Genomic DNA, 16,176 nt, shown 5'->3' with positions numbered 1-16,176 from the left:
TTCATTAATTTTTTTAAACGTTGTGTAGCATCGCAATGCCCGTGACTCATTCCGGGAAACTGAAAGCCAGGCCAGAGCGAGGAGCCGCAAGCATTGCGGCTCTACACTAGCATACAAAATGAGGTTGACGTGATTCACGTGTTTTACAGGGTAAGCAAAGCAAGCGCTCCGCTCTTATAGGCACGAGTTCTTCATCGCACGGAATTAACGTTACAAACTCCCGTCGTTGTCGGGCATTTTGTACTCAGGGTGTGTTACATGATCGAAATTTGATTACGGCTACGACTAATACAATTTATTTGGTTGATACTTCATTGTTCACGTACAGCACTATATCTTCTCACAAAGTAATAAGCGTAAGTGTTACCTTATAACGGTTGTAAAAAAAGTGAAAATTCTATGACAATGGTCTTTTAAACCTTCCGTGTTCACTGATACTTTCAGGACATAGGCATGACATAGAATGATGTTAAATTACCGCACTAAAGCCAGGAACAATTGATGATTAATTGGTTGCTCGCCCTAAAGATATATTTTTTTCAATGTGGTTCTTAAATTTGCAGAAATATTTTTTTGATGAGACAGATTGTATTGGCAAGTACCTCTACTTTATTTGGGGAAGAGTACCTGGCTTATTTAAAGCCAACCATGAAGGATTTATTTGCAGGCGTCACTGAAATTATATTCATCCCCTACGCAAGGCCGGGTGGCATTTCGCATGATGATTATACTGCCAGGGCTGCAGCGGGATTTAACACACTGGGAATTTCCGTAAAGGGATTGCATACATTCGACAACCCTGCTGCCGCAGTGGAAAATGCAAAAGGGATTTTCACCGGTGGTGGCAATACCTTCCTGCTGGTAAAAACTTTACATGAACAAGGTTTGATGCCACTGCTTAAAACCGTAACCGATAAAGGCACCCCTTATATGGGTTGCAGTGCCGGCACCAATATTGGCGGGGTGAGCATGAAAACTACCAATGATATGCCCATCGTATATCCGTCCAGTTTCGTCACTGCAGGGATGGTGCCTTTTAATATCAATCCGCATTACCTCGATCCTATTGCCGGCAATCAGCATATGGGAGAAACCAGGGAAACACGTATTCGTGAGTTTCATACGCAAAACAGCACACCGGTGGTTGGCTTGCGCGAGGGCAGCTGGATTCGCTTGAAAGGTGCAGCAATTACGCTGGAGGGAACGCTTACAGCGAGAATTTTTGAACAGGGGAAAGAGGCGTATGAAGTGGCAACCGGAACGTCACTGGAGTTTTTAAAATAGATTGTCCGGGCCTTCGGCCCATCCTATAAGAAAGGCCCCGACCAGTTGGTCGGGGCCCATTCAAAATCGGGGCGTCCGCCGGAGGCGGACTTAAAAAGATGTTGGAACCGAAGGCTCCGGCACTTTCCCGGTTATCTCGCTATCTCTATTTTCACTTTCTTATTCTTGATCTTCTCTCCTTTGATCACTTCCAGCGTGTGCCCTACTTTAGAACGCACTACTGCTACAAAAGAGAAGAAGTCTTTCACTTCTATCAGTCCGATATCTTCTTTTTTCAACCGGCCTTTATTACCGAGGAAACCTACGATATCGATTTTATTCACCTTATCTTTTTTACCTGCAGCAATAAACAGTGTTACCCATTTTGGCTTTTCAGGAAGTACTGCTTTTTCCGGCAGTTCTATCGTTTCAATATCCGGTGATACGTACGGCATCAGCTTTTCTTCAGGGCCCAGCAGGATGATGGCGGTACCACTGGCTTCCATGCGGGCCGTACGGCCGTTACGGTGTACAAAGCTATCTTCGGTATGAGGCAGGTGATAGTGAATAATGTAGCGGATATGCGGGATATCGAGGCCACGTGCAGCCAGGTCCGTTGTTACCAGTACATTTACAGTACCGTTCCTGAACTTGCACAGGGCGCTGTCGCGCTCCTGTTGCTCCATAGCACCATGGTAAAAAGTATTCAGGATACCTTTTTCAGAGAGCAGGTTGCTGGTTCTTTCCACGGATTCGCGATGGTTGCAGAACACAATGGTGGAGCGGTTACCCAGGTGGCAGATCAGGCGGAATAAAGTTTCCACTTTGTCAGCTTCGGGAGACTTCACCTGTTTGATGTCCAGCCGTTCCGCCGGCGCACCACCTTCAGGGAGGAAGTTGAGCTTTTCCGGGTTTTCCAGTACCACAAACTCAGGAATTTCCACTGACTCTGTAGCAGAGGTAAGCTGGTGACGCTTTACGTTAGGCAGGGAGGCTACGATAAAACCTACTTCTTCCTGAAAGCCTAATTCCAGGGTCTTATCAAACTCATCCAGCACCAGTGTTTCAATACTATCCACAGTAATATTACCGCGACGAATATGATCTCCCAGACGGCCGGGCGTACCCACAATCACCGCTGGTGCTTCTACCAGGTTATTTTCTTCCGTTTCGCGGAGGTGACCACCATAGCAGGCGGTAATCTTGTAGCCGGTACCCATCTGGCGGAATACCTTTTCTATCTGTAAGGCAAGCTCACGGGAAGGCACCACGATTAATGCCTGGGTGGACTTCACGCCCTGTTGTAAACGTTCCAGTACAGGCAGCAGGAATGCCAGCGTTTTGCCGGAACCGGTGGCGGATAACAGGATCACATCATTGTGCGTCCTGTTGGCCTCCAGGGATGCCAGCTGCATGTCATTCAACGCCGCTATCTTCAGATTGGCAAGAATTGCCGATATTATTTCTTTTTGCATTTGCCGCAAAGGTAGGGTATTTCCGCCAAAGCGCCTGCCGTTGAGTATCAGTAGGTTTTGCCATTCCAAACACATTTTTGTATTTTAGCCCGCTATGAAAAATCTGATTCCTATCGCCGCTTTAATGCTCTGTGCCTGTAACTTTAAGAATACCGATACCAAACAGGACTCCGTCACCCTAACCGCCGATACTGTGGTTACCACCAATACCGCTACCATTGTGCCGCTGGCACCTCAGTCACATGACACCATCGCCGGCCAGTTTTCCGGCGCCGGGCAAACCGACACCCTCTTCATCACCATGGTCACCCCCAACGCGCAGGAAGTCCAGGAAGATGCTGAAGCACAGGATAAATACATCGTTTCCTTCAGCAAAGGTATTCCTGCACTCCCCGTTTTTTTCGGTGGCATCACCATTCAAAATGAAGGGGACCTCAATGGGGACGGTCGCGACGAAATCTCCGTATTCAATGAACCACTCCATGGCTGCACCTTTCATTGTACCACCTGGTCCTTTAACGGTACCGAATGGAAACAGCTGTTCTCTCCTATATTAATCCCCACCGGATGCGACCCGCTCACCGACTCAGCCATGAAGGCGCGGGTATTTACAGAAGATGGAAAGGTGTACCGCTGGGAAGAAGATTTGAATGATGAGAGCTTTACACAAGAGAAGAAAGAAATGAATTTTTAGGGAGAGTATCTTTTTCTCACCAGGCAGCTAAGACCTGCTGTTTGTTCGAATAAGTTTGTTTGATTTAGAAGAGACCTTCGGTCTCTCCCAAATGGTTTATTGGCCCGCCGAAGGCGGACCAATAAACCATTTTAACAACAAAGCACAAGTCTTAGCTGCTTATGCTGCTTTGCGAGAAAAAAGATCGCGTCTACCGCTTCGGCATCTCATTAATCCACGCCGCTATCAGCGCCACTCCTTCCTTATGCACCAGCGTCCGTGCCAGCTCCGGCATGGCCGTACCTGGTTCCACACTGTTCATGCGATAATGCAAAATACTGTTGCCTGCATCTCCCGGCACTACGTCATAATCCAGTCCACCGGCGCCACCACCGGCTGATACCGGCGATTTCAAAATCCCCTGCACCTGCGCCGTAGTTTCATAATCCAGGAACAGGCCGGTGTTAAACGCATCCCCCCCTTTGATATGGCAGTGCGCGCAGTTCACATCCAGGTAGGCGCGGGCACGTTCACTAACGGTGTAGTGTACACTATCATTCCAAACTGGTAAGGCAGCCAGTTCTTTCGGCAATCCTTTGATCAGTCCCATTCCTGCCCAGGCCTGCAGCTGGTTCTGGCTATGGCCTGTCCGGGTGAAGTTCAGGTTACGCCATTTAGGTCCTATAGGCGTGAGCGTGCTGTTGTTGATGTGGCAACGCTTACAATCGTTGGTATTAGGCATCTGGTACAAGGTAGTGTGTGCCTGCCCGTTATCATCCAGCAGGGTGATGGGAATACGCTTACCCAGCAGCCAGCGTTCCGCATCCGTTTGTTCCTTGTTCCATAGGTAATTCATCACTTTCCAGCCATGATCGTACGGGTCCTTGTAGAGGAGGCGCGTTTCAATCATGATCTTGCGGTGCAGTGTATCTGTATACGCAAAGTTTTTGATGATAAAAGTAGCATCGGGAAACTGCGGCAGTCCGTCGCCGGCATAGGTGAGCACACTGTCGGCCGGCAGCACTATAAACCGGTCTTTCACGGAATAATCGGTAAATAAGGGAGTGGCCAGTTCATAACTGGTTACTCCCTTACGCGGCTGTAATGATTTCAGATCACCCTCAAAAAAATGATAATCCGATAACCTGTCCAGGAACTGGAAAGGTCCCTGCTTTTGCTGCGCCCCATTATTGCAGCTTATTATACATGCCAATAGCACCACAGCCATCACATAACACATTCTCATAAGCAATAAAATTTATTTACACACAAAAGGCGTCACGTCAGTAGTAGGTTTCCAGTTTGGTTTACCGATGTTTAAAGCATCCGCGTTCACAAACAGGTTGGACTGCTGCTGACTGATGCACAATGAATCCGGGTTCACGCCTGTGCCGCCGGTAAGTATATTGGTGGTAATGCCATCCCAGGTGATAAACGGCAGCCGCGCATTTTTACGGGCAGGGTCCTGGGCATTCAGCATCTGCTCAATACCTACAAGCACTTTGCCGGTATGGTGCGCATATACGGCAGTTGGAAAACTGTCGGCCACCTGCATTTCATTATCGTGAATTTTTACATTGCGGGGAATCGGGAAGTAATGATCGTTCATTTTTTCCGCTGCTTTTTCATCTATAAAAAATCCTGAAACAACTGCAATGGCAGCTGAATTATTATTGATAATTTTATTATGATGCAGGTGGATATCAGAGGCCGCCAGCACAATGATGCCGCTGCCGGGGGCGGCGTTACCTACGCCCCAGGTGCTCCCGAAACTGCCTGATTTTGCGAAGTTGCGCTCGTTGTTATCATGCATATTATTGTTATAGGCTTCCACATGGCCCCCGCGCTTGCTCAGGTCCGGCAGGTCGAAGATCAGGAAGCCGGCCGTATTACCCCAAAACTCATTGTCATACACTTTAGCGTTGCTGGTGTTTTCAATTTCGCAACCGGCCACATTTTTATAGGCCTTGCAGTTGCGCACGATGGCGCTGTCCGACTGCCCCACATAAATACCTGCATCGGAGGCTCCCTGTGCATAACAGTTTTCTACCAGCACGCGTTTGCACAGCACGGGATAGATGGCGTAGCCACCACTGGCGCTATCCGCCTTTTGCCAGATAGCTCTTACATTGGATACCACCACATCTTCACTCTTATTAATTTTAATCAGGTCGCCCTTGGACTCCTGCAGCGTTAGCCCATCGATGGTGAAGCCCAGCACGTCTGTTACACGCAGCCCTTCCCCACCCTGGCTTTGGGCAGAAAAGTCGAGGATGGTTTTTTCTGCGCCGGCACCCTGGATGCGGATATGTTTCAGCTGGGCGATGCTGAGGTTATCGAAATGATAAGTGCCCTCTTTGAGTTCCACCTTACTGGAATCTTTCAGGGTCAGCAGGGCTTCAGCAATTTTCGTTTCCTCCCCGGGGCCGAAGCTGTGGTGATTCACATAGCCGTCACTGTTAGTGGGCTGATTGGTACAGGCATGCAGCGAAACCGCCACCATACCAGTTAGTATCAGATTGTATATACGCATGTTGTATGATTTTTAAAATACGTTATAAGCAAAGGAAACATAGTACATGCCGCCAATGGCCGGACTACCAAAGCCAGTGCGATAATAGCTGTTCGTCAGGTTGGTAGCCCCCAGTTTAATACGGGAATGTGCCTGCAGTAATTTATAACTGATCTGTGCATCCAGCACCGCACTGGCATTTACCGTACCGCTGGCAAAACCGATCTGGTAGAAATACGCCGGGCGGTAACGGAAGGTGGTACTGAACGCATACCGCTGTTTCTTCCCAAAACCTTCATTGCCAAAATCGATATTGAATTTATAGTTAGGGGTGTTGAAATTGTTGATCTGACTATTATTCCTGTTTTTGAGGAAGTCGGAGCTGAAGTTGGCTTTTGCCAGGAAATTATGGGAGAGATCCACACTCACGCTGGCGGCGTAGCCATAGGTATTTACCTTTTCCGCGCCATTATAAGCGATGTTATATTGCACATAGGTGCTGTGATCTTTAAAGGCATTCGGATCATCGGTGCCGGGCGTGTTAGCCACATTCGTATAGCCGATGAAGTTAGTCCAGGTGGAATAGTAGCCCAGCACATCAACCAGCACACAGCCACCAATCAGGGACGACCAGCCTAACTCAAACGCATCTACGGATTGCGGCATGATATCCTTTGGTGCAAACTTCACGAGGGAGTCAGGGTTTTCGGATTTCTGAAAGGCCTGTACGCTGGTGAGGGTATACGCAGGATATTTATCAAACTGGTACACGCCGTTGAGCAGCCGGGTGGAGCCTCCGGAGGCGAAGCTGTTATAATCCACCGGTGTGGATTGCAGCGCCTGTATGTTTGACGGGAAGCTATACGCATTCTGGTAGGAAAAACGCAGGTAACTTTCTTTTGCCAGTTCAAACACCGAGGAAGCGCGGGTGGTCACGCGGGGCTTTTCGAAGAGGGTATTTTTATCTACCCGGAAAGCCAGACTCAAACTCAGTTTATCATGTATTACTTTTTTGGTGCCTTGCAGGTAGCCACTGTATTCGGCTACGTGGATAGGACCATTGTCGTCCGGGAACAGGGTACCTTTTGAATCCAGCATATAGAGGCGGTAGTTGATGCCCGCGATGATAGTAGCAAAGGGGATCAGCTTACTGAAATTATACTGCGCTTCGGCGTTGAAGAGGCGACTACGATCCTGGAACAAGGTACCACCTTCGCGGGTAGGTAGCCCCGCGATACTGTCTTTCAGGTGATTGAAATACCCGCTGCCGGCAGCCGGACGGCCCTGGTCAGCAAACTGACGGGCCATCCAGCTGGCATCTTCATAGCTCTTCCCCCCTGCCATGGCTTCCAGCAAGGCGCTGGTGTACTGCGGGTACCAGCCATCGCCGGTATTGGCGTTGTAGCTGGGCTTCCAGGCCTCGTTGATCAGCTGGGCGGTAGGACTGGCAATTACGGTGTTACCGGAATTCTCCCGGGTGGTGTAAGCGCGCACAAACCATTGTGGCGACTTCACCTCTAACCGGTATTGGGATAAATGGTAGCCGGTGAGGGCATAACGGGTATCGTTGCTGTACACGGCGTTGCCCTGGCCGTAGGTGGCGCTGGCAATAGCTTCCAGCTTAGGTTTTATCTTATAGCGCAGCTCTATGTTGCCTTTAAACAGTTTGGCGTCGGAGCTGAGGTAATCGTATTCGGGGTAGCCGGTGCGGGCTACATAGTTGGCCGTATCCAGCATGGGCTGGATCAGCGGTGCCAGGTCAGGAATCATAGCCATGGCGCCTTCCAGAAAAGGATTGATATCTACGGAGGTTTTACTGCCGTATAAATTCACCCCGTTGTAGTTAGGGTCCTGGTAGCGGGAGCGCTGACTGTTGGTATTGGTAGTATCTGCTGCTACCCAGTCGCGGGCTTTAATATATTGCACATTCACTTTAAAGGCGAAACGTTCGTTTACTTTCTTCGCCCAACGCAGCGTGTAGTCGTAATAGGGAGAAGGGCCCAGCGGGTCATTGCCTTTTCCTTTTTTGATGTGGTTAACCCCTTGTGTTACCTGGAAGCTCAGCCCCTGGTATTTGAACGGGTCTTTCCCTGTCATCACCATGGTACCATTGAGTCCGCGGCTGCCATATAGTGCAGAGGAGGCGCCGGAGAGGACTTCCAGGTTGTCCACATCCAGCTCTGTAAGGCCAATGGCGGCGCCGAGGGCGAAGTTAAGGCCGGGGGCCTGGTTATCCATCCCATCTACCACCTGGGTGAAATTGGTGTTACCGCTGGTATTAAATCCGCGGGTGGTAACGGTGGTAAAAGTGAGGCTGGAAGTGGTGATATCCACCCCTTTGAGGCCCTGGAGCATGTTGTAATAACTGGGTTGCGGGGAGTTGATAATCTCCCGGTTACCAATACTTTCAATAGTTACGGGAGACTCTATTTTTTTCTGTACACTACGGCTGGCGTTTACCACCACCTCCTTCCCCAGCACGGAGGCAGGGGCGAGTTCTACCTGAATCGGAGCGGTGGAAGTGACTTCCATAGTAAGGGTTTCGTACCCTACAGAGGAAAATATCAGGTGCAACGGAAACTTAGTGCGTGCGGTGAAACGGAAATGCCCCTGACCGTTGGTATAGTCGCCGGCGTTACCATCTCTCTCCCTGACAGAAACTGCAGGAATAGTTGCTTTTGTATCCCGGTTACGGACAGTTCCGGAAATAATTTGTTGGGCCATCAGCGGTGCGCTGAACAGCAACATCATCGTAATCCACTGTGCGACTTTAAACATGGAGAGCGTAGTTTTTGATTTTGGCGTTGCAGCGATATTACTCAAAAACTATTTTCAAAAGCATGTACTACAGCGGATTTGGGGCGAAATCAGTGCTATACGGGGTGAATCAGCAGGCCGGGGAAAAGCGCTCGGTGAAAAAGGACAGATAGGAACCCGACACCGGTACTTCCACATCATCGAGCCCTTCGAGATGCAGGATGTACCCTTTGTTTTGTTTACGAAATAAAACCACCCGGGCGGTATTAATTATATAGGAGCGGTGACTTCTGTTAAACCCGAAACCAGCAATTTCTGCTTCCACCTTTTTGAGGGAGGTGCGGATCAGTTCTTTTTTCATGGTGGCGCCGGCGAGGTAAAACACATGCACATAATTATCTTCTGCTTTTACCATCAGGAGCTTTTCGGGGTGAATGCTCAGCACCGGCTTATCATGTTCATCGCGGATCTGTACGGTACTGTCGGCCGGTACCACCTGCTGCCGGGTATGCTCCAGTGTTTTCACTTCCTGGATTTTCTGGCGGGTATAAAACCATAATAAGGAGAGACAGTAAGGAATGGCGATGATCAGGGCTATGTAAGGGAGCGTGGAGCAGAATTCAGCGAAGGTCAGGAAGATATTGGTATTGATGGCGGAGTTGACTACCGTTACCACTACTCCGATCAGCGCAATTTCTGCGAGGACCCATAACAGGTAGCCGGCGTTGCTGATATGGCGGCGCCATTTGAGCCGGTACAGCACAAACTGGCTGCATATCATGGCGCTGCTGCCGCAAAGGGTAAAAATTCCCAGTATAGCGATGAGCGAGAGGCGCTGCCCTTCGTACCAGGTATTGATATTAAATGGCAGGAAGATATACATAAAGCAAAAGGAAAACACGGCGCTGAACCCGATAAACGCAATGCGGTTGGCGGTGTTATCCAGCAGCGTGAATGGCCGTTTCATCTCTTCCTGAAGCAGGAAAATGCCTCTCAAAGTTTTCATAACATAGGAAGTTTGATTTAAGATAAAGAAAATTGTTGTAATTCGGTTGCGGGGGATTTTTTTGGGTAGCCCTAATTTTTACCGGCACCTGCGGTGCCGGTAAAAATTAGGGAGGAGATGCCACCGGCATCTCCTCCCTTTATAAATATTAATATAAACCTTTACGACTATTGGATAGTAGCCACCAGGCTGCCGGAAATACTTACCGGGTTACCATTGGCATTATCAATTGTTTGACCACTGATGGTAACAGTTACCTTGTTATTGGCCACAGATGTTACCTGATACGTTGTTAATACCGGATTGGAGGCCTGGGTTTGATAAGCAACGTCCGTACCTTTAATCACCATTAGCGCACAACGAATGTCGTAGTCGGTTGACTTATAGGATTGCACTGCCAGCACACCACCTGAAGTTGGTAAGGTGAGCGATATAACAGATCCATCTTGTGCCTGCCCCATGATAATGATAACATCAATGATATTATTTTTAGTGGCAATACAGGAGGTTATTGTAAAATTTTTACCATTGATCGTTACAGCATTAGTACCTGGTGTACCTGTTCCCGGGTTACCCGTTCCCGGATTACCTGCACCAGTACCTTCCGTTACATTAATCGCCAGCGGGCAGCTCGTGTTACCAAAAGAAAGGGTATAGTTAGTAATGATCGCCTGTTCGAAAATACCTACGGGCAGCAATTTGATCTGCTGAATACCGGTAGCGGTAAACTTGCCGGCGGCGGCAAAGGTGACACCGTTTTGTTTGTCGGTAGAAATGGCGTAGGTACCTGGTACCAGCACATTTACATTCGCAATGATAAAAGCCGTGCCTGTTTGTGCATCTTTGGTGGCAAAGGTGCCGGTAATGGCAGTTTGCAGACACTGATTATCGCTGCCTTTCAGCGTACCGCTGGCACTTTGGAACTCATTTGGGTTGAGCGTGAAACTGCCGTCTCTCACCATTTCTGCGCTACAGCCCCAGCAAAGTATGGCCAGGCATATTACCAGGTATCGGGAAATTATCTTCATGGATAACAAGAGTTTGTCGAATTTGATATACAAATATATAACAAATAGTAAATATTATTCTGTAAAACGCAGGAGGCCGGGATTTTATTATACAGTTTATCATGACCGGGCTTACCTCCCTAATGAAATTTCTATTATTTTGGTGGCCAATCAAAATCGCCCATGCAGTTGAGTGGAAAATTTGACGAAAGGAAGCTATTGTCGTTACTGGCAGAAGGCAGCGAGTATGCGTTCACGGAGTTATTCAGCCGGTACAGATCCAGGGTGTATACCTTAGCCTTTCGCTTTTTACAGAGTGAGGCCGCGGCCGAAGAGGTGGTACAGGATGTATTTTTGAAGCTCTGGCTCAAGCGGCAGGAGCTCCCGCATGTATTACAGCTCGATCCCTACCTGCGCACCATCACCAAAAACCTGGTACTGAACCGCTTCCGCAAGCTGGCGAATGAGGCGGCCGCCCATACAGAGCTGGGCCGCCGTAACCTGCCCGTAAATGATACAGATCAGCGGTTACTGGATCACCAGTATCAGGACATCCTCCGGGCTGCCCTGGATACCCTCCCCCCGCAACAAAGGGAAGTATACCGCCTGGCGCGGGAAGCCGGCATGAGCCACGCCGACATCGCCCTGCAAATGGGCATCTCCACGGCCACCGTAAAATCACATATGGCCAGGGCCCTGCAACAAATCCGTAAATACCTCAGCTCCAGCATGAGTATACTCCTGATCATTACCCAATGCCAGGAGGTTATCAAAAAAATTTTTTAATCCGGCTCCACCCTCCTGTCCACTGAGGTGTCTTTAATACAGATCGGACGCCTGTAATTCCTGTTAAGCAATCGTTATGATGAATGAAAATGAGTTCAAGCAATTATTGAACAAACACCTTGCGGGCAATGCCTCCGGGGAAGAATGGAATAAACTGGCGGCGTTGATCCGGGAAGGAAGCTACGACGACATTATACAACACCATATGGATGCTGCCTGGGAAAACGAGGAGGTGCTGCTGGATGCGCCATATGAAAAGTACCATGATATTGCCGCCAACATCCTGCAAACGGAAGCACAGATTTCCAGGATGCTGCCGGCACACAAACCACTGCTGCGCCGCAGCCTCACCTGGATGAGCGCCGCCTGCGTAGTGCTGCTGCTAACTGCCGCAGGCTTATACCTGCTGCAAAAGCAAACGGCACCAGCCGTGCCGGTAACTGCCAGCGCACCGGAAATGGTAGTGGCCGACACCACTATCATAGACGTACAAACGAAATTTACCCGCCTGCCGGATGGCAGCACGGTATTGCTGGCCGACAACAGCCACCTCCGCTACCAGGGAAACCTCACCGGCAACACCCGGGAAGTGATATTGGAAGGAGAAGCTTATTTCGATATTAAAGAACAGCCCGGACGCCCCTTTATCGTTAAAACCGGAAAGGTAAGCACCGTAGTACTCGGCACCGCCTTTAATGTAAAAGCCTGGCCCGCGGAAGACAAAGTAGTCGTAACCGTTACCCGCGGTAAAGTGAAAGTAGAAGAAAGTCAGCGCTCCTACGGCATATTAACCGCCGATCAGCAGCTGACCGTCAATACCATCAGTAAAGTGGCTTTCCGCGCACAGGTGGAAAGTGAAACCGAAACAGCGTGGAAAAATCAATACCTGGTGCTGGACGACATCACCATGGAACAGGCTGCCCTGCTGATAGGAATCAAGTATCATGTTAAAATCGTTTTTGCTAATGAAAAACTGAAACAGTGCCGCATAGCCGGCACCTTCTCCGGCAACCAGTCGCTGGAAAAAGTATTAAACATTGTATGCGCAGTGATCAATGCGTCATATACCATGCATCCTAACGACCAGGTGATCATCGCCGGCGAAGGTTGCCAATAGCCAGCAATAAAAACCAATATAGTTATCAACCAATATCGGTAGTAAAGCGCGGTGCACAGCGCCTCCACTCCTTTTACTTCGTAACAACAAAAACCAATCACGTAATGATGGAGCTACAATCCATGGGGGAAAACTATGCCCCCGGCCTGCCAGGTCGCAACCAACTAAAAAGTAGACGGAAAACGGGTTTAATTATGAAGATGAGTATTTTTTACACCGTGCTGATGGTCATCCAGATACAGCTGCTCAGCGCAGCCCCTGTATCTTCACAAGACCTCACCGGTAAACGTATCACCATGGAGCTGAAAGATGAACCACTCCTGTCCGCCATCAAAAAAATTGAATATGCCAGCGGCCTCCTCTTCGCCTATCCGCCCGACGCTGTCAGAAAATACAGTCATATTTCCCTGCACAGAGCGGAACGGACAGTTGCCGCTACCTTGAATGAGGTGCTGCACCAAACGGATTTCTCCTACCGCGTGGTAGACAGCAGCGTGGTGCTTTACGAAAAGCGGAATGCCCTCGCCGACAATGAGGAAGATGCCACCCAACAGCGTATAGTCGTTACCGGCAGCGTCACCGACGAAAAAAATGGGGACCTGATCGTAGGCGCCACCATCATGGAAAAAAGAAGCGGCTCCGTCAGCGGCACCACCACCAATGAACTGGGCATATTTAAATTACCGGTTACCCTCACCAACGGGGTAACCACCCTGCAGGTGCGCTATGTAGGCTACGACTCCCAGGAAATACAAATCCGTAATGCCGGCCCTGTCAACATCCGCCTGAGCGCCAGCACCAAATCACTCAACGCCGTAATTGTTACCGGCCTCTACTCCCGCCCCGCCGAAAACTTTACCGGCGCCGCCGCCTCCTTCACCAAAGAAGACCTCAACAAAGTTACCGGCAACGGCGTCATGAACGCCCTCCGCGCACTGGACCCCTCCTTCCAGATTCCGGATAACCTCCTCAACGGCTCCAACCCCAACACCCTGCCGGATGTAACCATCCGTGGCGGGAATAGTCTCGGTGGCCTCAACGGCACCACCGACGCCAGCCAAACGTTTAACTACACCAATAAACCTAATACGCCCCTCTTTATCATGGATGGGTTTGAAGTAAACCTGCAACGCGTAGCAGACCTCGATCTGAACCGCATTGCGAAAGTGACCATCCTCAAAGATGCTGCGGCCACCGCCATCTACGGCTCCCGCGCCGCCAACGGCGTAGTGGTAATAGAAACCATCCGCCCCCGCGAAGGCCGGCTGCGTGTAAGCTATACCGGTAGCCTGATCGTAGAAACGCCAGACCTCAAAGGATACGACCTGCTCAACGCCAGTGAAAAACTGGAGCTCGAAAAACAAGGCGGTATCTATAACGGCTATGGTGTACCGGTACGGCAAGAGCAGCAGGACTTCCGCTACAATTACCGCAAAGAGCTGGTAGCCAAAGGAGTGAACACCGACTGGCTCGCCATCCCCCTGCGCAACGGCGTGGGCAGCACCCATAACCTCTACCTCGAAGGAGGTAATGAAACTGTGATGTATGGTATGTCCGGCACCTTCAACAATATGCAGGGCGTCATGAAAAATTCCGGCAGGAGAAATATTACCGGTAATACCTACCTCTCCTACCGGTATAAAAACTTCCTGTTCCGCAACGACCTTACCCTTAACTATAATAAAGCCCAAAACTCCAACTACGGTAACTTTTACGACTACACTAAACTAAATCCTTACTGGTCGCCGTACGATGAAAACGGTAACCTGAAATACCTTTTGGAGGACATCCGCTTTTTCGACAATACGGTATTATCTACCTATACCAACCCGCTGTACAACACCACCTTGCATACCGTGAATGCAAGCAACTACGAAAATATTACCAACAACTTTTTTGCCCAATGGCAGGCTAAAGAATGGCTGCGGTTTTCCGGCCGCTTTTCCTATCAGCGCCAAACAGATGGCAGCGACGATTTTCTGCCGGGACAGCATACCTCTTTCAATGACATTCCTGCGGAAGAATTCTACAAAAAAGGCTCCTATACAAAAGGCTATGGCCTTAAAAATGTGCTGGACGGATCTTTCACTGTGGATATGAATAAGTCGTTTGGCAAACACCTCTTCTTCAGCTCCCTGGGGGCCACCCTGCGGGAAGATAAATTCAGCACACAGCAGTATACCGCCACCGGCTTCCCCAACGACCGCCTCGACGATATCACCATGGGTGCCACCTATAAGGAGAACGACCGGCCGCTGGGCGCCGAAGGTATCACCCGCCTGCTCGGCTACTTCGCTAACGTGAGCTACGCTTACGATAACCGCTACCTGCTGGATGTGTCCTATCGCCTGGACGGTTCCTCCCAGTTCGGTTCCAATAAAAGATTTGCGCCTTTCTGGAGTGTGGGCGGCGGCTGGAATCTCCATAAAGAAAAATTACTGGCCAATTCCAATATCATCAACCGCCTGAAACTACGTTACTCTTACGGCTATACGGGATCTTCCAACTTCAGCAGCTACCTGGCCCTCACCACCAGTAAATACTATACCTCGCAGGACTACCTGTATAACATCGGTACCCTGGTGATGGGCTTCGGTAACCCTAACCTGGCCTGGCAGCAAACTGCGAAAAGCAACGTGGGGCTGGATGCTACCCTGTTTAACAAACTCGACATCGTGGCCAACTACTTCGTGGAAAAAACACAGGGAACAGTGGTAAGCATTACTACTGCCCCCAGCACCGGCTTCTCCAGCTATATGGATAATATGGGAGATGTGGTTAGCAAGGGATATGAACTCAACCTCCGTTATACGATTTATTCCAATCCACGGAACCGCGATAACTGGTCCGTATTCGTGAATGCGTTCCATACCAGCAATAAGATAGAACGTATTTCCAACACCCTGCAAATGCTGAACAAAACCAATACGGATTCCAGCAGCACAGCTCCCCTGCCGCGCTATGCGGAAGGCCGCAGTACCACTGCCATCTGGGCAGTTCCGTCCCTGGGTATTGATCCTGCCAGCGGCCGTGAAATTTACCTGAAAAGAGATGGCACTACCACCAATACCTATGATCCCCTGGACCAGGTGATTGTGGGAGATAGCAGGGCCAAAATTGAAGGCACTTTCGGTACCAACCTGGAGAAAAACGGTATAGGATTAAACCTGTATTTCCGCTTCCGGCAAGGGGGATATGCCTACAACCAAACGCTGGTGGACCGGGTGGAAAACGCTGACCTGAATTTTAATGTGGACAGAAGGGTGTACGAGGAGCGCTGGAAAAAACCGGGAGATATCACCTTCTACAAAGGCATTGTGGACAACGAAGGTTACAGCATCACCGCTGCCACTTACGCCACCTCCCGCTTTGTACAGGCTGATGACTGGCTGAGCCTTGAAAGCGCTTCGGTGTATTACCGCTTCTCCAATGCGCTGAACAAACGCATCGGACTGCAGGACACTAAAATCTCCCTGTATACCGGACAAGTATTTTACATCTCCAGTATTAAACGGGAGCGCGGCCTCGATTATCCGTTCAGCAGATCCTTCACGCTTCAGTTACAGACCACCTTCTAAAA

General features: G+C 49.6%; 11 protein-coding genes. 5 read left to right on the top strand and 6 right to left on the bottom strand.

Translation table 11 applies throughout. The features are described 5' to 3' along the window. The first annotated feature begins 576 nt into the window (after positions 1–576). Complete coding sequence (gene pepE / locus KW844_RS15010; protein WP_218377605.1) at positions 577–1,284, top strand: dipeptidase PepE; 708 nt, start codon at positions 577–579, stop codon at positions 1,282–1,284. A 131-nt stretch (positions 1,285–1,415) separates the two neighbouring features. Here the strand turns inward: pepE and KW844_RS15005 are convergent, their stop codons facing one another. Beyond that, positions 1,416–2,813 carry a DEAD/DEAH box helicase gene (locus tag KW844_RS15005; RefSeq protein WP_255578465.1) on the bottom strand — a complete coding sequence of 466 codons (1,398 nt, stop codon included), beginning with the start codon at positions 2,811–2,813 and terminating at the stop codon, positions 1,416–1,418. Positions 2,814–2,832: 19 nt separating this feature from the next. Here KW844_RS15005 and KW844_RS15000 point away from each other — a divergent pair, with 19 nt between their 5' ends. Then, on the top strand, positions 2,833–3,432 hold the full coding sequence (locus KW844_RS15000) for a hypothetical protein (protein ID WP_218377603.1): 600 nt from the start codon (positions 2,833–2,835) through the stop codon (positions 3,430–3,432). Positions 3,433–3,622: 190 nt separating this feature from the next. Here the strand turns inward: KW844_RS15000 and KW844_RS14995 are convergent, their stop codons facing one another. The 5 genes from KW844_RS14995 to KW844_RS14975 all read right to left on the bottom strand — a co-directional run bounded on the left by KW844_RS14995 (position 3,623) and on the right by KW844_RS14975 (position 10,714). Continuing rightward, entirely contained in the window at positions 3,623–4,657 is a 1,035-nt protein-coding gene (locus tag KW844_RS14995; RefSeq protein ID WP_218377602.1) for an SO2930 family diheme c-type cytochrome, read from the bottom strand. A 12-nt stretch (positions 4,658–4,669) separates the two neighbouring features. Further along, the gene (locus tag KW844_RS14990) at positions 4,670–5,944 is read right to left on the bottom strand and encodes a parallel beta-helix domain-containing protein (RefSeq protein ID WP_218377601.1); all 1,275 of its coding nucleotides are present in this window, start codon (positions 5,942–5,944) and stop codon (positions 4,670–4,672) included. A 12-nt stretch (positions 5,945–5,956) separates the two neighbouring features. Beyond that, on the bottom strand, positions 5,957–8,701 hold the full coding sequence (locus tag KW844_RS14985) for a TonB-dependent receptor (RefSeq protein WP_218377600.1): 2,745 nt from the start codon (positions 8,699–8,701) through the stop codon (positions 5,957–5,959). 109 nt (positions 8,702–8,810) lie between these two features. Next, positions 8,811–9,686, bottom strand: a complete 876-nt coding sequence (locus KW844_RS14980) for a LytTR family DNA-binding domain-containing protein (RefSeq protein WP_218377599.1) — start codon at positions 9,684–9,686, stop codon at positions 8,811–8,813. A gap of 167 nt (positions 9,687–9,853) precedes the next feature. After that, complete coding sequence (locus tag KW844_RS14975) at positions 9,854–10,714, bottom strand: hypothetical protein (RefSeq protein ID WP_218377598.1); 861 nt, start codon at positions 10,712–10,714, stop codon at positions 9,854–9,856. A gap of 168 nt (positions 10,715–10,882) precedes the next feature. Between KW844_RS14975 and KW844_RS14970 the strand changes: the two genes are divergently transcribed. From KW844_RS14970 to KW844_RS14960, 3 genes are all read left to right on the top strand, one after another. After that, positions 10,883–11,479: an RNA polymerase sigma factor gene (locus tag KW844_RS14970; RefSeq protein WP_218377597.1), complete on the top strand. Its 597-nt coding sequence runs from the start codon at positions 10,883–10,885 to the stop codon at positions 11,477–11,479. A gap of 76 nt (positions 11,480–11,555) precedes the next feature. Continuing rightward, on the top strand, positions 11,556–12,596 hold the full coding sequence (locus KW844_RS14965; protein WP_218377596.1) for a FecR family protein: 1,041 nt from the start codon (positions 11,556–11,558) through the stop codon (positions 12,594–12,596). Between the two features lie 194 nt (positions 12,597–12,790). Next, positions 12,791–16,174, top strand: coding sequence for a SusC/RagA family TonB-linked outer membrane protein (locus KW844_RS14960; protein ID WP_218377595.1), 3,384 nt, complete (start codon positions 12,791–12,793; stop codon positions 16,172–16,174). Positions 16,175–16,176: the final 2 nt, after the last annotated feature.

Source organism: Chitinophaga sp. sic0106 (genome assembly GCF_019219075.1).
Taxonomy (GTDB): domain Bacteria; phylum Bacteroidota; class Bacteroidia; order Chitinophagales; family Chitinophagaceae; genus Chitinophaga.
This window is presented reverse-complemented; position numbering and strand designations above follow the sequence as displayed.

Excerpts from the sequence above, each read along its gene's own strand:
- pepE (WP_218377605.1), top strand. The coding sequence starts at position 577 with ATGAGACAGATTGTATTGGCAAGTACCTCTACTTTATTTGGGGAAGAG.
- KW844_RS15005 (WP_255578465.1), bottom strand. The coding sequence starts at position 2,813 with ATGTGTTTGGAATGGCAAAACCTACTGATACTCAACGGCAGGCGCTTT.
- KW844_RS15000 (WP_218377603.1), top strand. The coding sequence starts at position 2,833 with ATGAAAAATCTGATTCCTATCGCCGCTTTAATGCTCTGTGCCTGTAAC.
- KW844_RS14995 (WP_218377602.1), bottom strand. The coding sequence starts at position 4,657 with ATGAGAATGTGTTATGTGATGGCTGTGGTGCTATTGGCATGTATAATA.
- KW844_RS14990 (WP_218377601.1), bottom strand. The coding sequence starts at position 5,944 with ATGCGTATATACAATCTGATACTAACTGGTATGGTGGCGGTTTCGCTG.
- KW844_RS14985 (WP_218377600.1), bottom strand. The coding sequence starts at position 8,701 with ATGTTTAAAGTCGCACAGTGGATTACGATGATGTTGCTGTTCAGCGCA.
- KW844_RS14980 (WP_218377599.1), bottom strand. The coding sequence starts at position 9,686 with ATGAAAACTTTGAGAGGCATTTTCCTGCTTCAGGAAGAGATGAAACGG.
- KW844_RS14975 (WP_218377598.1), bottom strand. The coding sequence starts at position 10,714 with ATGAAGATAATTTCCCGATACCTGGTAATATGCCTGGCCATACTTTGC.
- KW844_RS14965 (WP_218377596.1), top strand. The coding sequence starts at position 11,556 with ATGATGAATGAAAATGAGTTCAAGCAATTATTGAACAAACACCTTGCG.
- KW844_RS14960 (WP_218377595.1), top strand. The coding sequence starts at position 12,791 with ATGAAGATGAGTATTTTTTACACCGTGCTGATGGTCATCCAGATACAG.